We start from the raw sequence: 23,979 nt of genomic DNA on the forward strand, positions 1-23,979 counted from the left end.
TAGATAAATACCGTTTGGCTTTGGTAATTCATTTAATAGCAGCAATGACTCAAGCTAATGACCAGATTCACCTTGCTGTTGTGTTGTTATTTATATGATGCTAATCACCGTTATTTCAATCAGTCAGACTCTATATAGTATAGAATGGTGGATAATTTAGAGTGGCTGCTTTCCATTCTCTTATCTACAGCTTTTGATTTAATAGATTGCTTTAAAACCGTTATTTAAAATTTTATGACCGTATCCAATTTTTTTAAGATTAATGAGCCATTTATGAGTACCCCGTTTACCGATGTTGCCGCCGAACATGCATTGTTCAATACCAAATCTCGTCAGAAAATCCAGCAAACTGAATTTATGACATCAGCGCCTACCTTTCGTCTCTGTCCGCCTGATATGGGATTAGAGGTCGCCTTTGCTGGACGCTCAAACGCGGGTAAATCCTCGGCGATCAATGCCTTGACCAACCAGCGCCAACTGGCACGATCGTCTAAGACGCCTGGTCGTACGCAGATGATTAACTTTTTTAGTATTGGTAATACTGAAAGGCGTTTGGTTGATTTGCCCGGTTATGGCTATGCGGCTGTACCGCTTGAGATGAAAAAAGAATGGCAGGTTGAGCTAGAAGAATACTTGGTGTCACGTTCTAGCCTTGCAGGCCTAGTGCTGATGACGGATATTCGTCATCCATTGAAATTCTTTGATGAGCAAATGTTACGTTGGGCAAATGATGGTGATCTACCAGTACATATCTTGTTGACCAAAGCAGATAAGCTCAAGTATGGCGCTTCTAAAAACGCCTTACTGAATACTCGCAAAAAGCTCAAAAAACTGGGCTTAAACTGTACTATTCAGCTGTTTTCAGCCTTAAGAAAAGAAGGGTTGGATGAGTTGGCTGGCGTAATGGGCAACTGGTATGAGTATCAGCTCGATGCGGACAAAATTATTGAGTCGTCTTTTGCGTTACTAGAAGGCGCTGAGTTGGAAGACGCTATTGAAAAAGAGAGCGCTCAAAAAGAAAGCAAATAAATATCATCGTCTTAACTGAAAAAAGGGTTTATCATTATCGATAAACCCTTTTTTTATCATCATTTAAAAAAATTGCTATCTAGGGCGTGTCATCAATTAGATTATGAGCATTAAAATGTATCAATGTGCTAGTTGATGACATATCCTAAGCACATAATAGATCCATCAATGCCTGCGGCGTATCCACTTGATAAGTAGGACACTGCGCCGCGAGCTCTGCACTAGAGGCCGTTCCATAGTTTACCGCTATGCTAGTCATACCCAGTTTCGTCGCCATTTGAATATCGTAGATACTATCACCGATAAACACTGCATCGGAGATTTGCTGCTGTGTGTGCATCAAAATATCGCTAAGCATTTGTGGATCAGGTTTTGAGCCTGATTCATCCGCGCAGCGCGTCATGGCAAAATAGTCGTGACTTTTAGAAGCATCTAAAACCCGATCAAGCCCTTTTCTCTTTTTGCCAGTGGCGACCGCCAGACTTTTACCCTGATGTTGTAAAATTTGAAGCATATCTTCTATTGGGGCAAAGAACGGCGTGCGATGACTGTTAGGAATATAGTAATCAGCATAGCTTTGCTGAATAGCCAGCTTTTGCAATGCATCTGCCTGAGGATATAAAATATCAATGCCATTTAGCAAACTAAGCCCGATAATGTCTTGTACGGCTTTATCAGTCGTCCCAAATCCATGTGCTTCGCCAGCCACATGCATCGACTCAACGATTAAACCGATTGAGTCCATTAACGTCCCATCCCAATCAAAAATAATCAGCGTCTTATCTGCTAAGTGGTGCTTGGCTGCTAATTGAGTTTTTTTGGCAGTGGTAGAGATACTGGCGACAGATTGTTCACTCATAGATAGACCTTAGCGAATAGCGATAATAAATGGTAGAGATGGATAAGAAAACGTCACGGCCGCTTATTCACAAAATAAGGTATCGTGACGCTTAAAGTTAACACTTAAAAATTCTATCTGGCTACTTATTCAGGCAACTTGGTTTGTTCTGGTAACCAATCTGCCATATCTTCTGGTAGCGGTGCAGTAATCGTCTCATAGCCTGGGATATCTAAGCGCCACGCATGTAGGCACAAACGATGAACACCTGATTTGTCATGCACATTATATTTATCGTCACCCAAGATAGCATGGCCAATATGTGCCAAATGTACGCGGATTTGATGGGTACGTCCTGTCAGCGGCTTGGCTTCAATCAGACTCACTGGCTGACCTGCGAGTATAAAACGCGCATGCACCACGATATCCGTTTGGCTTTCTTTAGCTTGTGGGTCTTGTGCATCTACTTTGACGCGGCGTTCACCGCTAGCAAGCGTATAGCGTAGCAATGATGCATCAATCCGTTGCTCATTAAGCGCCGGCTGCCCTTTTGCCAGACATAGATAATGCTTTTGAATGGTTTTGTCCACGAGATGCTGCTGCAAGGCTTTTAGCGTTGAGCGTTTTTTTGAAATCATCAGCAGCCCTGAGGTGTCTTTATCGATACGATGTACCAGCTCTAGGTATTTTTTACCCGTCACTTCACGCATGGCTTCGATGACGCCAAAGTCCAAGCCACTACCACCATGAACAGCAATACCTGAGGGCTTATTCAACACTAGCATCCCTTCGTCTTCATAAACCACACGCGCCAATAAACTTTTGGCAAATTCTGTGCTGATGATGGGTTTTTCGCGAGTCGCAAGCTGTACCGGTGCAATACGTACAACGTCTTCACGCTGCACTCTGTCATGCGCTTTGCAGCGTTTATTGTTGACGCGTACTTCATCGGAGCGAATCATTTTATAGATATGCGGTTTTGGTAAACCTTTTAAGCGGTTTAGCAAAAAATTATCCAAGCGCTGGTCGTGCTGATGACGAGTCACTTCAAGGTAGTTTACCTTGCCAAAGTCGCTGATTTCGTCGTCAGCGCTTTGTGGGCGGGTTTTACTATTAAAAATAGCAGGGGCTTCATGGGTCGGTGCGTCGTCAGTCATTTTTGGGTTCGTCATTTTTAGTTAGGTATTTACACAAAGATTTGCTATAGTTTACCATGTTGAGCGACAATTAAGCAGAGGCTGCAGCAATAATCATTATTGTTTCAAATAGCACATTACTATTTTTATTACTGGTTAATAAAAAGGTATGAGCTGTATACCTTGCCGATACTGTCTGTTTCATCTGATTTTAGGACAGATTATCTATTTAAAGATATCACTTATAGATATTGATAGATATGACCCCATAAATTGTAGATTGTAAAATGAAAGAACAGTACTGATTTTACTCAGTACCATAAAACAATCAGTGACATAAAAAATAGTGACACTAAATACCTTTGTGTTCATAACATCAGCGTTGATAATTTTGGCAAAGCGCCTGTTTATTGACCGGTAATGACACGACATTGACTCACCACTGCATGACAACGACTTTACTTGATAATTATTCATTATTTAATGACTGGTTATCTGATGGTCTTTTAGTGAGCGCAGTTGAGCAAGTATGGGTTATTTAACGTTAGGATCGAAAAGTATATCGATAGCTGCCTAAGTATTGGTGGTCAAACAGATAACGATAAGTAAGATGTGAATAGACACCGCGCCAATAATTTGGTCATTTATTCTGTTTGCCAAGTACGCCCCGCTGATAACCAAAGCCGCGATACCTAACCTTAAAACACCCAAATATGATTGACGTTATATCCGACAGAACGATAAATAAAAGTGACCAATTGCTTTACCTAAATACATAGCTGCTGAGTACGACTGTTTTATAGAACAGTACAGATCACAGCGATATTATTGCTAGACTTTGATAGATTAATGGCAACAGCACGATACTGCTTTAGTATCAGTAATTTTAAACCCGTAACTGATCATCTGCCCGCTCTTACAAAGTGTGCCGCTTAGCTACCAATACAACTTACTGATAACGAGAAGCAAATAGCACGCTTAAGCATTACATTAATAGTTAAGCCAAACCTATCAATAATAGGATATAACTATATAGCCTTACACCCTGTATAACTTATATTTACACAAGCATTGCTAATGCACCTTAGGTGAAAAATAAGCCATTGAAAAAGCCCGTGTGCTTTATAAAACCCATGATTTATGTTCTACCGTTGACTAACGTCTACAAACGCTAATTTATATATTAGTGATACTTGCCATCACGCCCGAAAGACCTTCAAATCGTTGTTATGCGTACTCATAGGATATAAATATGAAACGCATTTTGATCAACGCTACTCAAAACGAAGAAATTCGTGTCGCCTTATGTAAAGGCAACCATCTGTACGATTTCGATTTAGAAAACCGTACTCGCGAGCAAAAAAAATCCAACATTTATAAAGGTCATGTGACCCGCGTCGAGCCATCGCTTGAAGCCGTTTTTGTTGAATATGGCTCACAGCGCCAAGGTTTTTTACCGATCCGTGAAATCTCTGCTGAATACTTGAGCGGCAATCCACGTGATGAAAACATCAAAAAACTGATTAAAGAAGGCGACGAATTAATCGTCCAAGTCGAAAAAGAGGAACGCGGTAATAAAGGCGCGGCTCTATCGACTTATGTGTCATTGGCAGGGCGCTATCTAGTATTAATGCCAAACAACCCTCGTGGCGGTGGTATCTCACGTCAAATCTCAGGCAAACTGCGCGAAGACATGAAGCGTATGCTGGGCAATCTTGATTTGCCAAAAGGTATGAGCGTCATCATTCGTACCGCTGGTATTGGTAAAACGCAAGAAGACTTACAGCACGATCTCAACCATCTGCTCAATATCTGGCAAGCCATTCAAGAACAAAACCAAAAATATCCATCACCGCGCTTGGTTCACCAAGAAGCGGGCGTTGTCACACGTGCTGTCCGCGACTATCTGCGCGATGATATTGCTGAGATTTGGATCGACAACGAAAACGCTTATATTGAAGCGGCAGGCTTTATCGATGCAGTGATGCCAAAACAAGCAGAAAAACTACGCAAATATACCGATTATGAGCCGATGTTTTCACGCTTTAATATCGAAAAACAAATCGAAACGGCTTATCAGCGTGAAGTTCGTCTGCCCTCAGGCGGCTCAATCGTTATTGACCAAACTGAAGCCTTAGTCTCTATCGATATCAACTCAGCCAAATCCACCAAAGGCTCAGACGTCGCCGAGACCGCCTACCATACCAATCTAGAAGCTGCAGATGAAATCGCACGCCAGCTACGTCTGCGTGATATGGGTGGTTTGATTGTCATTGATTTCATCGATATGAATGACAATAAGCATCAAAAAGAAGTCGAAAAACGACTGATTGATGCCACCAAATATGATCGTGCCCGTGTCCAGTTTGGCGATATCTCTAAGTTTGGCTTGATGGAAATGAGCCGTCAGCGCCTGCGTCCATCACTGGAAGAGTCAACGGGTTATATCTGCCCGCGCTGCCATGGTAATGGTATGATTCGCGACCTACGTTCATTGTCGCTATCTATCATGCGTCAAATTGAACAAATCGCTCTTAAAGAACGTCAAGGTGAAGTGCAAGCAGAAGTACCCACTGACATCGCCGCATTCTTGTTGAATGAAAAGCGTGACAGCTTGGTCTATCTTGAACAAGACAGCGGCACACGCATTACTATTTTGCCGCATGCGCATTTAGAATCACCAAACTTCAAATTGCATTTCAACCGCGACGGCTTTGTCCCATCAAGCTATGAACGTATTACAGACACTCAGCAGCAAGAACATAGCGATCTTGGCTACAATGTTGATTGGCAAACCGCTGAAAAAGAGCGCCCAGAACAGCAACCAACCCGCCAGCCACGCCAAGAATTGGACAGTAAAGCTGCCAATAAACCAAGCAGCACCGTGGATACCAGTGGCAGTGGCAATACCAGCAACGACCAGCGCACTCATAAAAACACCAACGATGTTGCATCGGCGCGTGCACCGCAAGCCAGCCACAGTCAAAGTGTTGCCGCACCTGCTGCACCAGTAGCAGTGACGCCTAGCGTCGAGACAAATGCTCAACCGCAAGCAGTGGCTTGGCTGTCTAATCTATTTGCTAAAGCACCGCAAGCACAAACGACGCCTAGCATCAGTAGCAGTGATGCAGCAGAAGCCATAGAAGCACTCGTCAATAATGGCGCACAGAGCTTAGGTTCGTTTGGACAAGTCGATAGCAGTGCTTTAAGCAGTACCGCAAACAGTACGCAAACGGCGGCACAAACCAATCATCAAAAAAATGACGATCAACCAGCAGATAATAATGCCAATCGTCAGCAGGCGCGTCGTAGTACCGATAATGATACTGATGACAGCAATAATGAAGACAGAAGAAGACGTAAACCACGCAAATCCAGATCCTCTAAGCCTCGTCAGAGAAAAGAGCCGACGGATGAGAGCAGCAACGAAGTAAACAGTAATACAGATAACAACACTGCAAATACTACCGCCAATAATACTGATGACAAAGCGGCTGATATCCAAGATAAACGCCAGCAAGATAACAGACGTCCTAGTGATCGCAATCGCAACAATCGTCAAGACACCAGTCGCAATTCGAACGAGCGTAATGATTCTGAGGATAAAAACAGCAACACCACCGACGAGCAAACTCGCGCGAAACGCAAATCACACAGTCAACGTGGCTCACGTGGAAAACTAGAGCGCGGCGAGACGTTAACAGCTGATAGTAATGCTCAACAACACAGTCAGCAGGCAAATAATGCGTCTAATGGCAACAAAAATCAGTCTGGTACGCGTCGTAATCAAAACCCTAACGAAGTTTTGCTACAGGTCAATGAAGCACCTGTTGAGCTTAAATCATCAGAAGTCGTGCATCTATCGTTAGATAACAGCAAATCTACACAGACAAAACATCAGCCCGCTAAGAAACAAAACGCTGCAAATGAGGCGTCGAAAGACGACTCAGCTAAAGAGGATGCAACGAAAGAGCCTGCTACTCAACAGAGCGCCAATCAAAAGAGCCATGATGTACAAAACTCTGACGACAAAAGCACGACTGAGAAGGTAACGGATAAAAGCGCTGTAGAAAACCATGATGCCAAAGCTGATGAGGTTAAGGTTAGCGCCACTGAAGATAAGGGACAACATACTGCAGCAAAAGCTGATAGTGACACCGAAGACCAGTCGCCCGCAGCAGCCATAGATGAGTCGTCAACCTCTAAGGACGCTACCGATAAGCACACTATCGACAATGACGCTACAAATAGTCAAGCCAATAGTGCAAAATCTGCTGCGGTTGAAGTTGAAAGTACCCAAGCTGCGTCAAAGAGCCAAGCCGCGAATCGAGAAGCAGATAGTGCTGATGACGTCAATGAGAGTCAGAATACCAAAAACACTCAGAGCGATGACACCACGATAGAGACAGAGACGAGTAAAACAAGTGACTCAGCGCTTCAGCTGACGCATGAGGCAGTGTTTGCTAGCCGCTATGTGACTGCTGAAAAGTTTGGTCAAGCCAGCAACGACCCACGTGTGGTACGCAATCAGCAAGCTCAGGCAGCTCAACAACCACAAGCCAATGAGCAAACTGTGAGTATGCCTGTTATTCACGGTACAGTGGGTGAATTCATTCGCGCTACTCTGCCAGAGGCGCAAACTCGCTTAGCAGAAAAGGGCGTTATTCACTGTTTTATCGATACAATTGCCTTGTATACCGAGCAAGCGCAACATACTGATAAAAATGCCGACGTTGACAATACTATGAATAATAGTAACAACAAGCTTGCTAATCAAAGCTTTGATTTTAGTAACTATGGTTATCAGCCATTGGCAGTGGATTACTTAGCGCGCTTTGAAACGATGACCCAAGCGGTTAGTCAGTTTGCAGCCGAGCAAGGTAAGACGGACGTTGAACCACGTGCCATTGGTAAACGTGCCAGCAATGATCCTCGTGGTCAGCATCCTGATTATCAAGAATCAGCGGTTTTGAGCATTCCTGCCGAAACATCAGATGAGATAAAATCAGGTGAGACTGACGCACCAGCAACTGACTCTACGCCAACAGCTAAAGAAGTGGACGCCCATGACATCGAGGCAAATGCACTGGCCAGTCAAGCGCAGACAGAGCATGTCAGCGCTGATAGCGAGCAGCTACTAGAAGCAGATCAAGCGCTAGAAAAAGCAACCGATGAGTCGTCAGATGATGTAAATATCGGCATTAAAAATTTGGATACCGAAAATAAAGTCATTGAAAACACTGGCTCGCAAGAGACTAACGAGCAAGAGAGTGCGCAAGCGACTGAATCTGAAGTAGCGCAACCTACTAAAGAAGAGACTCAAGCTGCCAAATCAAAAACCACGATAGCCAGTTATAAAAACATGATTGAAAATGTGGCTGAGCAATTGCTTCCACAAAAAAGCATGTTTAATTTAACCACACCGAAAGTGCCAAAAGCACGCAGCCGTAAGCCTAAAATGGATCAGAAAAAGCTGACTCAAGCTGAAAAGCCTGAGTCTGATGATACTGATAGTGAAAGCTAGTCCATAAACCAAAAAGCAAAAGCCCCAAAGTTGTCATCAACTTTGGGGCTTTTTTTGGATTTGGTACAACAATTATCAACTATAGTCTGTTAAAATTAATATCGATACAACACGTACTGCTGGTGCAAATTTTTCTTGCTTGCTGTGCCTTCGCAGACAGAGGCTGCAAAAAATCTACACCAGCAGTACTATAGCGACTTTAAAGTATTTCAACTGTAGAATAAACAAAAGCCATCGGTCAGTTAGTGTGCAGAAGACGCTTTGTCATCTTTACCACGTATTTTGCCAATGACAGTCAGAATAGCCACGACCGCAGCTCCAATGATAAAGCCAACAACACCATTCAGAATCGCGGTAGTCACGCTCTCAAAAATACCCGTTAAATGGGCAATGTCTTCTACTCCGTGATGTAAAAAGCCAATGCCGTGTACCAAGATACCACCACCAACTAAGAACATTGCTAATGTGCCAGCGATCGACAAAAACTTCATCAATTTTGGCGCAGCAGCAAACATAAATTTACCAAGCTTTTGTTTGAACGCTCCTTCTTGTTCCATCAGATGCAGACCTGCATCATCTATCTTGACGATACCAGCCACCAAGCCATAAATACCAATAGTAATACCAATGGCCAAAATCGACAGTACCAAGCTTTGTTCTAGCAATGTGGCACTAGCCGCTGAACCCAGCGCAATCACAATAATTTCAGCTGACAGAATAAAATCGGTACGTATCGCACCTTTGATTTTTTCTTTTTCAAATGCCACCAAATCTACTGTTTCATCAGCATTGGCTTTGCGGCGGGCGTTTTGTTCTTCATCATGCGGCAAGGCATGCGGCCAAAATCGATGAATGACTTTTTCAGCACCTTCATAAACCAAATATAGACCACCACACATCAACAAAAAAGTGACCAGAGGGGGATAAATGGCACTAATCAATAGCGCCGCTGGTACTAAAATAAGTTTATTAATGAATGAGCCTTTGGCCACTGCCCAAATAACTGGAAGCTCACGATTGGCTTTGACACCAGAGACTTGCTCAGCGTTCAACGCCAAATCATCGCCCAATACGCCAGCGGTTTTTTTGGCAGCAACCTTGGTCATGACGGAAACGTCATCCAATATGACACTGATATCATCAAGTAGGGTTAATAAACTGGCACCTGCCATATATGCTCCTTAACGCAAATTTATGTAAATAAATAATGGTGAAATGACTTATACAAAGAATTTTATATAAATTTTTAAAACAGTATTATTAGCAGTAGCCTACAAGGGCAAGCGTCGATATTACATAGTGCAAATGTATCTTTTTTTGGATGTATACTTATATATACCATTATTATTAACATGCTCTAAAGCATGACAAGATGGCTAAAATTTATCTTCAGTCTCCACCATGCTGGCGAACAGCACGCTAACAAAACTTATCCCAGCCCCACTGACGTTTTTTTATATTGACCTGACTATAGACCCATCACCTTTGACGGTTATTTACTAGAAATATGCTAATATAGTCGACATGACTGATGAGCGTTGATTATTGCTAAATGATAAAAAGCGCTGCAAAATTAACCCTTTAAAACCTCATTTTCACGCATTACGATATAAAAACCTATCTTCCCCTTTCTCAAAACGCATTCATGTTTAGGCACAGTGCCTACAGGACAACCCATATGTCATCCCCCATTGTAGAAAAAATCTTTGCTCGAAACCGTTTGTCTCGTTTTATGATGGGCGCATTGCTCGTTGTGATGGCGGCTGGCTGCTCAAACAATTCAGCAGATGCGATCAGTAATAACAGTGTGGTCAATAGTACGAAGTCCAATGTTAGCAGCACTAAACCATCGAACGATAGCGATGCTGCCGTTGTGCAAGCTTTACAAGCTAATTTAAGCGCCTCTGGTATCGAAGAAAAGATCGTTTCAGCAGTGCCCACAGATATGGATGGCATTTATTGGGTAACAGCTGAAGGGTTGCCTTCTTTTTTTACTGACCAGTCTGGCAAGCACATTATTCAAGGTCAAATCATCGCAGTTGGCGCAGCCGAACCTATCGATATCAGTGCTGCATTGGTTGCCAGCACGGCTCAAGAGGCGCTAAAAGCCGTCGATAAAAAAGACATGATTATCTATCCAGCAACAGGTGCAACTAAGTCTGTGGTTTATGCCTTTACGGATGCAGACTGTGGCTATTGCCGTAAATTGCATGAAGAGATGGCTGATATCAATGCACGCGGTATCGAGGTACGTTATTTGGCATGGCCACGCAGCCAAGAATCGGTGCCAAAAATGGAAGCCGTTTGGTGTAGCCAAGATCGTAATGCTGCCATGAATCAGGCAAAAATAGGCGACAATGTACAAGCACCTAACTGTGCCAATCCTGTACAAGAGCATATGGCTTTAGGCGCAAGACTGGGTGTGCGTGGTACGCCAGCGATCTTTACAGAAGCAGGTCAACAAGTGGGCGGCTATCTGCCTGCAGCAGAGCTGGCCCAAGCTGTTGGCGCTGAATAACGATTGGTGATATGACTCAGCAGTTTTTGATATTTATGAACTTGTCGACACTGTATAGACGTCACACTTGCTTGTCGGTATGATACGATAAAGCGCTATGAAAAATCAGCAGCACCCTTTTATTTGAGCATTTTTTATTCATCGATATATTCAACCTTTTGAGGATACTGTGAGCAACTCCATCAAACTAGCGATACTTGGTCTGGGCACCGTCGGAACGGGCGTGATCAATCTAATCAATGACAACTTAGATGAGCTAAAACGCCGTAGTGGCCGCGACATTATTATTACCGAAGTTGGTACGCGCCGTCAGCGTGATGATATTGATGCCACTATCATTCAGAACAGTGATTTGATGGCAACGGCTGCAAGCGATAATGTCGACATCGTAATCGAAGTCATTGGCGGTACTACGTTGGCAAAAGACGTCATTATGCACGCCATCAAACACGGTAAACATGTGGTGACTGCAAATAAAGCCCTATTGGCAGAACACGGCAATGAGATTTTTGCATTTGCCGAAGCACATAATGTTCATGTCGCTTATGAAGCTGCAGTCGCAGGTGGCATTCCCATTATTAAAGTGATGCGTGAAGCGCTCGCTGCCAATAAGATTGATTGGCTTGCAGGTATCATCAACGGTACTGGCAATTTTATCATGACCGAAATGCGGGATAAGGGTCGTCCGTTTGCAGACGTGTTGTCCGAGGCACAAGAGCTGGGTTACGCAGAAGCGGATCCAACTTTTGATGTTGAAGGCATTGACGCTGCGCACAAATTGGCATTGCTTGCTTCTATCGCGTTTGGCATCCCGCTACAATTTGACAAAGTGTACTGTGAAGGCATCACTGGTATCACCTTACAAGACGTAGACTATGCAGAAGAGTTGGGCTACCGTATCAAGCACTTAGGTTTTGCGGTACGCCGTGATGGTCAAGGTAATGCTGACGCTGCTGGCATTGAGCTACGGGTACACCCAACGCTGATTCCGCAAGAGGCGTTACTGGCCAATGTCAATGGTGTAAAAAACGCAGTATTGGTCAATTCGCACCCACTTGGGCAGACGCTCTACTGCGGTGATGGTGCTGGTGCTGGCGCGACGGCTTCTGCGGTGATGGCGGATGTCATGGATTTGGTACGTGTATTAGGCAGCAAAGACCGTGACGATCAACACAATACTGGTCATCATGTGCCACATTTGGCCTTTATACCTGAACAATTATCAGACACACCCATATTACGTGCCGAGCAAATGACGACTGGCTACTATTTGCGTGTGCATGCATACGACAGTCCTGGCGTATTGGCTGATATTACGCGTATCCTAAGCGATGCTGGTATCAATATCGATGCTATCTTACAAAAGCCTGCCCATAAAGTGGGTCAAGTACCCGTGATTATCTTGACGCTGCCTGTGGTTGAGAGTCAGATGAATCTGGCCATCGAAAAAATCGAAAAATTAGACACCATTACTGATAAAGTAGTACGTATTCGCTTGGATGAGCTGGCTTAAAACATAACTTTAGTACGCCACGTTTATCAACCCCTTTATTGGTGAGCTAGGCAAACGCTTACCGATAAAGGGGAACAGCGAACCAGCCCCTTGCCTTCTATATAAGGTACTTTCATTTAAAATACGTAAATAAGGAATAATAACGATGTCAGATGATGCAATTGTAATCTTAAACGGCGCACGTACACCAATGGGCGGCTTTCAAGGCGCATTGAAGGACATGAGTGCTACAGAGCTTGGTGGTGCTGCCATTAAAGCCGCTGTCGAGCGTGCAGGTGTTAGTGTTGATAATATTGATGAAGTCATCATGGGCTGTATCTTGACTGCTGGTTTGGGTCAAGGTCCTGCGCGTCAAGCGATGCGAAAGGCAGGTCTGTCTGATGCAACGGGTGCCGTGACTATTAATAAGCTTTGTGGTTCAGGTCTAAAAGCGGTGATGCAAGCACATGACGGTATCAAAGCAGGCAGCTTCAATGTGGCGGTTGCTGGTGGTATGGAATCTATGACCAATGCGCCTTACATCATGCCAGGGTCGCGTGGCGGTTATCGTATGGGACATCAAGAAGTCAAAGACCACATGTTTTTAGATGGTCTAGAAGATGCCGAAACGGGTAAGCTGATGGGTAAATTCGCCCAAGAAATGGCCGATGAAAAAGGCTACACACGCGAGCAGATGGATGCATTTGCCATCGAATCACTAAATCGTGCGCTGACAGCTATCAAAGAAAACCACTTCAAAGACGAGATCGTGCCAGTTACATTTACCACCCGTAAAGGCGAGCAAACGGTTGATACCGACGAACAACCTGCCCTTGCCAATGCTGAGCGGATTCCTACTTTGCGTCCAGCATTTGCGAAAGACGGTACTATTACCGCCGCAAACGCCAGCTCAATCTCTGATGGAGCTGCTGCGGTTGTGGTTATGAAAGAATCACAAGCAAAAGCTGAAGGTCTTGATTATCAAGCTCGTATCATTGCGACTGCCTCAAACTCACGTCATCCAAGCGAATTTACCATTGCCCCGATTGGTGCGATTGAAAAAGTCTTGGCTAGCGCAGGCTGGTCAGTGGCTGATGTTGATCTATGGGAAATCAATGAAGCATTTGCGATGGTCACTATGGCCGCGATGGATGAGCTAAGCATCGAACACGCGAAAGTCAACGTTGAAGGGGGTGCTTGTGCACTTGGTCATCCAGTAGGATGTTCAGGAGCGCGTATTCTCATCACGCTTATTAATTCACTCAAGCGTACTGGTGGCAAAAAAGGCATTGCCACATTATGTATTGGTGGCGGTGAAGCCGTTGCAGTAGCCATTGAATTGCCTTGAATATGAAGACATCTAAAGCTTAATGCTCTAAAGATATAACGTTTTTTTCACCTTTAACCAATTTCTTTATTCTTTATTTAATAAACCGTAGTGCTCATGGCACTACGGTTTTTTCTACTTGCCCCTTTATAATAATGCAAAACATGTCGCTATGTTAAATTGCGTTAATTTATACCCATCGCTATGTTATCGCACTTACAGCCTATTACACGCAATTACTGCAAGTCCACACTTTGCTACCTTGCTCATATATCTCATCCAAAATCATGATGTTACGATAGTTCCAAGTTGAGGTAGCGGCAAAGCAATAAACCTATGGCTTGCTACTGACATTGTGTTAGATAAAGTTTTTTAACTAAATTTATCTGATGAAAGAATTTAATCATAAAAAATTTAATATTCGAACAATAACTATTAATTACTAATTCATAAAAAAGGAAGACAATAATGAGTCAACTTATTCGTTTAAAAGATATCCAAGCCACACATCGTGACCTAATTGGTGACGACTATTATGATCCAACTCACAAAACCGCTTATGGCGTCAATGAAGAAAAAATTGGTAAGATTGAGGGTGCGCTGGTAGAAGATACCACTGGTCGCATTCGCTACCTAATCGTTGATGCGGGCGGCTGGTTCAGCTCAAAAGAAGTATTGGTACCAGCAGGTCTAGCACGTATTGTTGGTGATGACGTGTTCTTTGATAGCTTGACCAAGTCACAAGTTGAAGCAATGGAAGTTTACGATCATGACTATCAGTATAGCTATAAAGACCAATATGAAAAAGATCGTCAAGCATTCACCGCTGATACTGTCCCAGCAGCTGAACGTATGGACATTGCAGATCATGCCTACGACGCCCCAAACTCACTAGAGTTATTAGAAGAACGCTTAACGGTCAATAAAGATCGTATAGTAGCTGGCCTAGTGAAAGTTGGTAAGCATGTGGTTACTGAAGAGCGCAATGTTGATGTCGAATTAGAAGAAGAACATGCTAATATTCAGCGTACCAATGTGGATCGCCCAACAGATCGCCGTATCGGTGATGTTGGTGTCAACGAAACAGTTGAAGTTGAATTAGAAGCGGAACGCGCTCGTGTTGGCAAAGAGACTTATGTTTCTGAAGAAGTCAATGTTGGTAAGACCACTGAACGTCACACTGAAACGATCGTTGAGACTATTCAACGCGAAGAGCTAGATATTGACCGTGATGGTAACGTGGTTGATCGCGAAGGTAACATCGTAGATCGTGATGGTATCACTGCGGAAGACGTACGCCGCGCTCGTGGTATGTAATTGGCTAATATGTCATATATTTTGTAGGAAATATCTACGAAACATAAAAAAATGTGACACTGATAAGCAGCTGAATGTATAGTTCAGTGATTAAGACCAGAGCATGTCTCTGGTCTTTTTTATGCTTTTTTATATGATGCTCATTCGCTATACAATTGATACCAAATAAAATGGATACACGATATTATAATGCGAGACTGGCGCAAATTTTTCTTGCTTGCTGTGTCTTTGCAGACAGAGGCTACAAAAAACTTATCCCAGTCTCGCTGATTCTTTTTTATATTGACCTGACTATAAGATAGCCACTGCTTATAAGCAAAAAATTCACTTTTACGAAAATGTTAATTTATAAATAACTATAAGGAAATAATCATGACGACTGACAAAACCAATACTCTAGCCAATAATGATTTAGGGACGCCTCAAGACAGTCTTGGAGCAAACAACCAGTCATCCATTCAGCAAAAAAACGACTCAAATATAGAAGGACAAGCTGGTTATCTAGAGCTACTAGAAGAACGCCCTGTGGTCAACAAAGAGCGTTTAGACGTGGGCAAAGTCACCGTCACGAAGCACACACGAACGAAAACCATTGAAGTACCTATTGAGCTGATAGAAGAGTACATTACCGTTCACACCGAATTTCATGATGCTCAAAGCCAAGATTTACTCTCTGGCAATTATGATGAAAAAGACGTGTTACGCCATGTCGAGCCATCGTTAGGCAGCAAAGCGGTTGTTACCATTAACGATAAACAAGTTGAGATCGGTGATGCGCCTATTGAGATAGTACTATCGCGCCAAGTGGCAACAGTGACGAAAGACACTTATGCTGTCCAAGAGATTGATATTAGCAAAACCACGCACACGCATACTGACAGTATTCAAGTGGTTTTGAAGCATGAAGAGCTGGATGTCACAGAAGAAGGGTTTTTAGAGCACGAGACCGGCTCATCTTATAACAAATAATGATTTAGGTTTTGAAGTGACCATAAAAAAAGCAACGCGAACGTTGCTTTTTTTATGGGCTTTCTCGTGCAAGTACTACGCATGGTAGGCTAAACGAGTTCGAAGCAGCTAATTGTATTTTTTGGATTTGGTATTATTTTATGCCGCATCTTCTGTTTTCTTACACTCGTAAGTATTTACGCTCGCAGTATCGGTACCAGCAGTACGCATCACACCTGTTTCCCGATCTTCATGGGCGACACGCCATTGTACGAAACCTTGCCCACCATCAATAGCGCTATCTGCTGCGAATACTTCAGGGTTGCTGGCATCATTGGTCTTGGTCAACGTTACTGTGCCTTGGGCAGTGCCAATAACGACTTGGTTCTCAGCATCTGTATAGGTGGCTTCAACTCTCAGCTCAGGTGAACACAAATACGTCATCTGACTCACATTAGTGTTCACGGAGGCCACTGTATCACCTTCTACTTCATTGAGAGACGCGTCTTCAGTATTGACCACTACGTCACTGGGTTCTGCAGGCTCAGCAGACATCGGTACTGACTGCTCGGCACTGATACTGTCCTCTAAACTTGGCTCTGTCTCTTGCTGTTGCTGACAGGCGCTGAGGGTCAATGCACCAGCAAGTAACCCTGTTAGGGCGACAGAAGCACGCAACTGTTTTAATAATTTTACATTCATCACACTCTCCCAAATAAATATGTTAAACACTATAGCGTGTCCATAAATGCACGCCTATGTTGAATTTGTAAGTAATCACTACAAACTCATCCTTGATCTTAAAATCAACGTTTCTTGTCCATCATAAATCACTTTAACCTTTTAACAAACAATATAAAAAGCCTCTATCTTTTTTAGATAAAGGCTTTTTATTAGGGCATGTTTGATAGTTCAATCACGGCACTGATAGAAACTATTTTTAGCAGTTTTTATTCTCATTGTGAAAATGAGAACACGTCCTAGATTTTGCCATGGCATTGCTTATACTTGAGTCCTGACCCACAAGGACAAGACGCATTACGACTGATATTCATACCGGCATATGGATTTGGCTCATTAGCATTTTTACCACTACCCGCCATAGCACCACTCATACCAGCAGCAGCGGCAACGCCACCAAGATTGCTATTTTGGGCTTGCGGCTGACCCGCTGGTTTATTGGCATTGCTGTCTAAATTATCAACGTCATCATGCTCGAACTGCATTTGCATATGAGCGGCATTCTCACGTTGCTGAATCTCAAGCGCTTCTAGCTCTTCTTTGGTTGGAATATGAACACGTGATAAATCTTGTACCGTTTCAGACTTGATAGCACCAAGCATCATTTGAAACAGCTCAAACGACTCACGCTTATATTCTTGCTCAGGGTTTTTTTGGGCATAGCCGCGCAAATGAATGCCTTTACGCAATTGATCCATTTGCGTTAAATGCTCTTTCCAATGTTTGTCGAGACTTTGCAACATAAAGTGACGCTCAAGCTGGGCGGCATCTTTTTCACCCATCTGTTCACGACGACCATGATAACGATCCAACGCGGTTTGGATAATTTTTTCACGTAGGCCTTCTTCATCCAGACGGCGATCGCCATCCAACCAATCGTTAATCGGCATTGAGATCTTGAACTCATCCTCAAGCTCATCCTCAAGACCATCGACATTCCATTGATCATCGACAGAACCGGGTGGAATAAACTGACTGATCATGGCATTGTAGACTTCATGGTGCATGACTTTAATGGCTTCGAGCAAATCCATCTCTGCCAATAAATCATCACGCTGACCATAGATCACTTTACGCTGCTCATTAGCGACATCGTCATATTTCAGTAGATTTTTACGGGCATCAAAATCGCGACTCTCAACTTTACCTTGGGCGTTTTCAATCGACTTAGAAACCATTTTGTGCTCAATGGCCTCGTCTTCTTTGAGACCCATGGCACGCATCATATTGACCACGCGATCGCCTGCAAAAATACGCATCAAGTCATCTTCAAGTGATAAAAAGAAACGCGACATACCGGGGTCACCCTGACGGCCCGCACGACCACGCAACTGGTTATCAATACGGCGCGATTCATGACGCTCTGAACCCACAATATGTAGACCGCCAGCCGCCACTACTTGGTCATGCTTGACTTGCCACTGCGCTTTTAGGCGCTGCATCTCTTCAGGACTGACGGATTCTGGATCTTCAATAAACGATTGCCAGTTACCACCAAGGATAATATCGGTACCACGGCCCGCCATGTTGGTGGCGATAGTGACAGACTTTGGACTGCCTGCCTGTGCGATGATTTCTGCTTCACGCTCATGCTGCTTGGCATTTAGCACGTTATGCTTCACGCCTTCTTCATCCAGCAAATAAGACAACTCTTCACTGGCTTCAATGGTCGCTGTACCCACCAATACTGGCGCGCCTTTGGCTTGAATCTCTTTGATTTCGCGGATGATGCCTTTGTATTTACCAAGCTTGGTCAAGAAAATTTGGTCATCCATATCGATACGCGCAATCGGCTCATGCGTTGGAATGACGATGACGTCTAAATCATACGTTGATTTAAATTCTGCCGCTTCGGTATCAGCCGTACCCGTCATACCAGATAATTTTTCATACAGACGGAAGTAATTCTGGAAGGTCGTCGTCGCCAACGTTTGGTTTTCTGCTTGAATATCGACACTTTCTTTGGCTTCTACCGCTTGGTGCAGACCTTCTGACCAGCGGCGGCCCGGCATGGTACGACCGGTGTTTTCATCAACGATGACGACTTCACCATCATCGACGATGTAATGGACGTTTTTGACAAACACATGATGGGCACGAATGGCCGCTTGTACGTGTGCGAGCAGTGGCAAACGGCTTGGGCTGTACAAACTTTCATTTTCGCCAAGCTCGCCGACTTCGATTAAGAAGCGCTCAATTTTCTCATAGCCTTTTTCGCTAATTTCAATCTGGCGGTTCTTTTCATCGATCCAAAAATCTTCTTCTTCATTATTCTTATTGGCTTCTTCGTCTTTTGAACGGATCAATACGGGAATAATGGTATTAATCAGCGCATACATACGTGATGAATCTTCGGCTTGACCCGAGATAATCAGCGGCGTACGTGCCTCATCGATTAAGATAGAGTCAATTTCATCAATGATACAGAAATTCAGCGGGCGCTGTTTTTTCTCTTTTAAACTAAAGACCATGTTATCACGCAGATAATCAAAGCCGTATTCGTTATTGGTACCGTAAGTGATATCCGCTTGATAAGCATTGATCTTTTCTTGTGGCGGCTGCTGTGAATAGATCACCCCCACCGTCATACCCAAAAATCCGAACAACGGACGGTTTAATTCGGCATCACGCGCGGCCAAATAGTCGTTGACGGTGACCAGATGTACGCCTTTGCCGCTGATGGCATTGAGGTACATGGCCAAGGTGCCCATCAGGGTTTTACCTTCACCGGTTTTCATCTCAGCGATTTTGCCTTCGTGCAAGGTGATACCACCAATCAGCTGCACGTCATAGTGACGCATACCATTGACACGTGATGACGCTTCACGGCAGACCGCAAACGCCTCTGGCAATAGTGCGTCTAAGCTTTCACCTTTTTGATGACGCGCTTTAAACTCTTCGGTTTTTTGTTGTAGCTGCTCATCAGAAAGTGCTTGTATCTCAGTCTCATGTGCGTTGATCTTACTGACCACTTTACGCATACGCTTTAATTCGCGGTCATTTTTGGTGCCAACGACATTGCCTATAATCTTTGATAACATAATTTTTTGACCTATGGAAATATTCGATAATTGGTGCGCATTAGCCAATGCTTAGTTTGCCGCTTTGTCATTCCAGTAGCACTGACTTTTTTTAAATCAGATCGACTATATTTAATGCAATATCGCCCAATTAATTGTGACGTTATTATATATGGTTATCGTGCCGATGGATACAAGGGTCAGTGGGCAGATATTTGTCCGCATCAAATCAAGGCTGAGCATGTTAAAATGACGGATAAATTGTATTTAAACTCATATCAGATCCGTTAAATAAGAGATTTTGCATGACCGTCAAACCAGTTGCTCAAAACCTAAATGCTGCAAAACCTGCGCCCAAAAAATACGCTTTATCAAATCAATTAAACAAAGACGCCGCTGACCATTTAACTTCCGATTCGTTAAATTCTGAACGATTAACTATCGGCGATGCTGTTTATCACTTGGCAGACCATACACCGATGATGGTGCAATATCTAACCATGAAAGCCAACTATCCACAAGCGTTGCTGCTATACCGGATGGGTGACTTTTATGAGCTGTTTTTTGATGATGCCAAACGCGCGGCGCAGATATTGGACATTACTCTGACCCGCCGTGGTACTGATAAAGCAGGCAACACCATTGCGATGGCAGGCGTACCTTTTCATGCAGCGGACAGCTATATGGCGCGTCTGATTGCCGCTGGTCAGACAGTGGTGGTTTGTGAGCAAATAGACGAATCAACCACTGCCCACTCGCCTAACATGGGCGACAAGCAAAAGAAAGACAAAAGCAAAGCATCAGCTGGCAGCATCATGCGCCGTGAAGTGGTCAAAACACTGACCGCAGGGACGATTACCGATGATGCGCTTATCGCGCCCAATCATACGCCGACTGTGGTCGCCATTGATATAGAGATACCTAAATCAAACAGCAAGCAGCCGTTGCAAGCGGCCATCAGTCAGATGGATTTGGCAGCGGGCACGCTCACCACCCAAACGCTGAATGCGCAGAACGACGACAGTGAGGGACTGCAAACCCAAATGCTCACGGTGTTGGCACGCTTTGCTCCCAGTGAATGCATCATTAGCGAAGCGCTCAGCGAGAACGTAGGTGAAGATTGGCTGCTGTGGTTACGCCAACATCTTGACTGCCCTATTATAGAAGTAGCGGACAATGACTTTCATCGTGAGCATGCCAGCGCGACCCTTTGCCAGCAATTTGACGTACAGCGCCTTGATGGCTTAGGTTTAGGATCAAGTATTGGTGACACGCCACTTGCTCAAGCCAGTTGTGCAGCGCTTATTCACTATGCGCGGCAAACCCAGCAGCGTCATGTACCGCAAGTCAATCAGCTCATCGTCGAGTACAGCGATGATTATTTGATTATCGATGCCAATAGCCAGCAAAATCTTGAATTATTTGCGCCTGTCAGTAGCAATGGCACGTCCTTGATATCGGTATTGAATCATTGCCAAACCCCGATGGGACGACGATTGCTCGTGCAGCAAATGAAGCGCCCACTCCGTCAGCATAGCCGTATCAATCTACGCTTGGAGGCGATAGCCAGTCTATTACGTATAGACAATCCATCTGACCGTGATAAAAAACCCAATCAAAAACTGGCAGATAACGCCCTTGTCACAAGTTTGCGGGATACACTCAACACCATCGGCGATATAGAGCGCATTAGTAGTCGTATCGGGCTAATGAGTGCCAAGCCACGCGATTTGCGCAAACTGGCTGATGGCATCAAAAGTAGTGCTCAGCTGACTGCCCTACTGAACACTTTACTAACGGAGGCTGGCATTGCTCACGAACAGGCAGGATTGTTGCCAATGCTCATGCAGCAATTACCCGCCCAGCTACCAGCCGTACAGTTTGCCGCTGAGTTGATTGAACGCGCCATTGTCATAGAGCCGCCCGCCCACATCCGTGATGGCGGTATGATCGCCGCAGGTTTTGACGAAGAATTTGATCGTTTGACCCACCTGCATGACAATATCCAAGTCACTCTAGATAACATGTTAGAGTGCGCGCGTCAGGACAATAATTTGCCCAGTCTCAAAGTGGGTTTTAATAAAGTCAGTGGATTTTATTTTGAACTCCCCAAAATGCAGGCAAAAAACGCGCCCGCGCACTTTATCCGTCGGCAAACACTCAAAAGTAGCGAGCGCTTTATTACCGATGAGTTAAAAACGGTCGAGACAGAGTATCTGAGCGCGCAGACATTAGCGTTGACGCGAGAAAAGCAGCTGTATCAAGAATTGCTGACTACTTTAAGCGGTCATTTAGCCGACCTGCAACAATTGAGTGCTGCTATTGCGCAAATAGACGTGCTGAGCAACTGGGCACAGCTGGCTATCGATTATCATTGGCAGCGTCCAATCATGGGTGATGAGTCGAACAACACATCAAACCCTAACAACCAAACCAGTATCGACATCAAGCAAGGTCGTCATGTCGTGGTCGAAGCCGCCTTAAATCCGGCAAATACCAATCACACCGTCCATAAAAACATCAGTCATCAGCCTAACCATCATACCAACCGCTTTGTCGCCAATGACTGTACACTAGGCAGCACTGACAGTCCCGAGCGACTGCTGATGATTACTGGGCCAAATATGGGCGGCAAATCCACCTATATGCGTCAGACGGCATTGATCGTCCTACTCGCGCATTGCGGCAGCTTTGTCCCAGCCGCGCAAGCTCATATCGGTGATATCGATCGCATCTTTACGCGTATTGGCTCGGCTGATGACTTGGCTGGTGGCAAATCCACCTTTATGGTGGAAATGATTGAGACCGCCAATATCCTCAATCAAGCAACGGCCAAATCACTGGTACTCATGGATGAAGTCGGACGCGGCACGGCTACCACTGACGGTTTGGCCATCGCTCATGCTTGTGTCAATAGGCTGGTAGAGATTGGCTGCCTGACCTTATTTGCCACCCATTACTTTGAGCTGACGCAATTGGCACAGCCTACTGACAACCGTCACCGCAGCATTCGTAATGTCCATGTTGCAGCCAGTGAAATCGATGGTCAACTGCTACTACTGCATCAAATCAAAGAGGGCGCTGCCAGCTCCAGCTTTGGACTGTATGTGGCAAAAATGGCAGGTATCCCGACTCAAGTATTGAATGATGCCAAGCGTTATTTGGCTGATCACTTAAACATCGATAACCTACAAGCAGGCAACCGAACAGCGGATAACGGCAAAACGATTGATGACAAAAATGAATTAGCTAAGTCAGTAACGGATAAAAGCCAACAGGTGACTCATCATACGGCAGAAAAAACCACGGTCAGCCGTGTTGATAAAGACCAAACTACGAGTAATATTCCACAGCAAAATCAGCTGTTTAGCTTGCAAGACGAGCTTCATGCCATCGATCCTGATAGCTTAACACCCAAGCAAGCGCATGACCTGCTATATCATCTCAAAAAAATCATTAGTCATTAAAGGGAATTGTCAAATAGCCATAAAGGCGCTAAAATACGCTTTATTTTTAATCTATTCTATGTAGCCCTTATAATTGATTCACTATAAAAGAGGTTAACTCGATAACTCTTTTATAGTGGATTGACTGTATCAGCCAAATCAATAACAGGTAGACATTACTATGACCTTTGTCGTTACAGATAACTGCATTCTTTGCAAATACACCGACTGTGTGGAAGTCTGTCCTGTGGACTGCTTTTATGAAGGGCCGAACTTCCTCGTCATCGATCCTGATGAGTGCATCGACTGCGCGCTATGCGAGCCTGAATGTCCGGCTAATGCCATCTTCTCAGAAGATGAAGTACCAAAAGACCAAGAGATGTTCACTCAGTTAAATGAGGAGCTGGCACAAAAATGGCCAAACATCACTGAGATGAAAGAGCAAATGCCAGAAGCGGCTAAGTGGGATGGCGTGGAAGGTAAGATTCAGTATTTAGAGAAATAACCTTCTCTTTGAAGTATCTATATATCATTTCAATAAAAAACCACCCAACGGCGATATGCATTTTGAACTGACCCCCGAAACTTGGACAGTTTAGTTTAACCCAAGGACTGAGTTCTGTACTGCACAGGGCTCAGTCCT

At 44.2% G+C, this 23,979-nt stretch carries 14 protein-coding genes; 9 read left to right on the forward strand and 5 right to left on the reverse strand.

Going from position 1 to position 23,979, the window contains the following annotated elements:
• The first annotated feature begins 273 nt into the window (after positions 1–273).
• Positions 274–1,029: a ribosome biogenesis GTP-binding protein YihA/YsxC gene (gene yihA / locus JMY02_RS07725; RefSeq protein WP_201596884.1), complete on the forward strand. Its 756-nt coding sequence runs from the start codon at positions 274–276 to the stop codon at positions 1,027–1,029.
• A gap of 145 nt (positions 1,030–1,174) precedes the next feature.
• Here the strand turns inward: yihA and JMY02_RS07730 are convergent, their stop codons facing one another.
• Together JMY02_RS07730 and JMY02_RS07735 are read right to left on the reverse strand one after the other, a co-directional pair.
• A complete protein-coding gene (locus JMY02_RS07730) occupies positions 1,175–1,888 on the reverse strand; it encodes an HAD-IA family hydrolase (protein ID WP_201596886.1) in 714 nt (237 codons plus the stop codon).
• Between the two features lie 125 nt (positions 1,889–2,013).
• Positions 2,014–3,024, reverse strand: coding sequence for an RluA family pseudouridine synthase (locus JMY02_RS07735; RefSeq protein WP_201596888.1), 1,011 nt, complete (start codon positions 3,022–3,024; stop codon positions 2,014–2,016).
• 1,231 nt (positions 3,025–4,255) lie between these two features.
• Here JMY02_RS07735 and JMY02_RS07740 point away from each other — a divergent pair.
• A complete protein-coding gene (locus JMY02_RS07740) occupies positions 4,256–8,527 on the forward strand; it encodes an Rne/Rng family ribonuclease (RefSeq protein ID WP_201596890.1) in 4,272 nt (1,423 codons plus the stop codon).
• Positions 8,528–8,769: 242 nt separating this feature from the next.
• Here JMY02_RS07740 and JMY02_RS07745 read toward each other — a convergent pair whose 3' ends face one another.
• Positions 8,770–9,699 carry a DUF808 domain-containing protein gene (locus JMY02_RS07745; RefSeq protein ID WP_201596892.1) on the reverse strand — a complete coding sequence of 310 codons (930 nt, stop codon included), beginning with the start codon at positions 9,697–9,699 and terminating at the stop codon, positions 8,770–8,772.
• Between the two features lie 506 nt (positions 9,700–10,205).
• Here JMY02_RS07745 and JMY02_RS07750 point away from each other — a divergent pair.
• The 5 genes from JMY02_RS07750 to JMY02_RS07770 all read left to right on the forward strand — a co-directional run bounded on the left by JMY02_RS07750 (position 10,206) and on the right by JMY02_RS07770 (position 16,150).
• On the forward strand, positions 10,206–11,045 hold the full coding sequence (locus tag JMY02_RS07750; RefSeq protein WP_201596894.1) for a DsbC family protein: 840 nt from the start codon (positions 10,206–10,208) through the stop codon (positions 11,043–11,045).
• A gap of 169 nt (positions 11,046–11,214) precedes the next feature.
• A complete protein-coding gene (locus JMY02_RS07755; protein ID WP_201596896.1) occupies positions 11,215–12,558 on the forward strand; it encodes a homoserine dehydrogenase in 1,344 nt (447 codons plus the stop codon).
• A gap of 145 nt (positions 12,559–12,703) precedes the next feature.
• Entirely contained in the window at positions 12,704–13,885 is a 1,182-nt protein-coding gene (locus JMY02_RS07760) for a thiolase family protein (RefSeq protein WP_201596898.1), read from the forward strand.
• 447 nt (positions 13,886–14,332) lie between these two features.
• Positions 14,333–15,181 carry a DUF2382 domain-containing protein gene (locus JMY02_RS07765; protein ID WP_201596900.1) on the forward strand — a complete coding sequence of 283 codons (849 nt, stop codon included), beginning with the start codon at positions 14,333–14,335 and terminating at the stop codon, positions 15,179–15,181.
• Between the two features lie 372 nt (positions 15,182–15,553).
• Complete coding sequence (locus JMY02_RS07770) at positions 15,554–16,150, forward strand: YsnF/AvaK domain-containing protein (RefSeq protein WP_201596902.1); 597 nt, start codon at positions 15,554–15,556, stop codon at positions 16,148–16,150.
• Positions 16,151–16,288: 138 nt separating this feature from the next.
• On the opposite strand, the gene JMY02_RS07775 is transcribed toward JMY02_RS07770, so the two are convergent.
• Entirely contained in the window at positions 16,289–16,831 is a 543-nt protein-coding gene (locus JMY02_RS07775; RefSeq protein WP_201596904.1) for a hypothetical protein, read from the reverse strand.
• 278 nt (positions 16,832–17,109) lie between these two features.
• A complete protein-coding gene (secA, locus tag JMY02_RS07780; RefSeq protein ID WP_201596912.1) occupies positions 17,110–19,911 on the reverse strand; it encodes a preprotein translocase subunit SecA in 2,802 nt (933 codons plus the stop codon).
• A 284-nt stretch (positions 19,912–20,195) separates the two neighbouring features.
• Between secA and mutS the strand changes: the two genes are divergently transcribed.
• Positions 20,196–23,357 (forward strand): DNA mismatch repair protein MutS, encoded by a 3,162-nt coding sequence (gene mutS / locus JMY02_RS07785; RefSeq protein WP_201596914.1) that lies wholly within the window; start codon positions 20,196–20,198, stop codon positions 23,355–23,357.
• 160 nt (positions 23,358–23,517) lie between these two features.
• Positions 23,518–23,841: a ferredoxin FdxA gene (gene fdxA, locus JMY02_RS07790; protein ID WP_040642440.1), complete on the forward strand. Its 324-nt coding sequence runs from the start codon at positions 23,518–23,520 to the stop codon at positions 23,839–23,841.
• Positions 23,842–23,979: the final 138 nt, after the last annotated feature.

This window comes from Psychrobacter vallis, assembly GCF_904846715.1.
Taxonomy (GTDB): Bacteria; Pseudomonadota; Gammaproteobacteria; order Pseudomonadales; family Moraxellaceae; genus Psychrobacter; species Psychrobacter vallis.

What these genes read in the sequence shown, in the direction of transcription:
- yihA (WP_201596884.1), top strand. Translation starts at nt 274, where the DNA reads ATGAGTACCCCGTTTACCGATGTTGCCGCCGAACATGCATTGTTCAAT.
- JMY02_RS07730 (WP_201596886.1), bottom strand. Translation starts at nt 1,888, where the DNA reads ATGAGTGAACAATCTGTCGCCAGTATCTCTACCACTGCCAAAAAAACT.
- JMY02_RS07735 (WP_201596888.1), bottom strand. Translation starts at nt 3,024, where the DNA reads ATGACTGACGACGCACCGACCCATGAAGCCCCTGCTATTTTTAATAGT.
- JMY02_RS07740 (WP_201596890.1), top strand. Translation starts at nt 4,256, where the DNA reads ATGAAACGCATTTTGATCAACGCTACTCAAAACGAAGAAATTCGTGTC.
- JMY02_RS07745 (WP_201596892.1), bottom strand. Translation starts at nt 9,699, where the DNA reads ATGGCAGGTGCCAGTTTATTAACCCTACTTGATGATATCAGTGTCATA.
- JMY02_RS07750 (WP_201596894.1), top strand. Translation starts at nt 10,206, where the DNA reads ATGTCATCCCCCATTGTAGAAAAAATCTTTGCTCGAAACCGTTTGTCT.
- JMY02_RS07760 (WP_201596898.1), top strand. Translation starts at nt 12,704, where the DNA reads ATGTCAGATGATGCAATTGTAATCTTAAACGGCGCACGTACACCAATG.
- JMY02_RS07765 (WP_201596900.1), top strand. Translation starts at nt 14,333, where the DNA reads ATGAGTCAACTTATTCGTTTAAAAGATATCCAAGCCACACATCGTGAC.
- JMY02_RS07770 (WP_201596902.1), top strand. Translation starts at nt 15,554, where the DNA reads ATGACGACTGACAAAACCAATACTCTAGCCAATAATGATTTAGGGACG.
- JMY02_RS07775 (WP_201596904.1), bottom strand. Translation starts at nt 16,831, where the DNA reads ATGAATGTAAAATTATTAAAACAGTTGCGTGCTTCTGTCGCCCTAACA.
- secA (WP_201596912.1), bottom strand. Translation starts at nt 19,911, where the DNA reads ATGTTATCAAAGATTATAGGCAATGTCGTTGGCACCAAAAATGACCGC.
- mutS (WP_201596914.1), top strand. Translation starts at nt 20,196, where the DNA reads ATGACCGTCAAACCAGTTGCTCAAAACCTAAATGCTGCAAAACCTGCG.
- fdxA (WP_040642440.1), top strand. Translation starts at nt 23,518, where the DNA reads ATGACCTTTGTCGTTACAGATAACTGCATTCTTTGCAAATACACCGAC.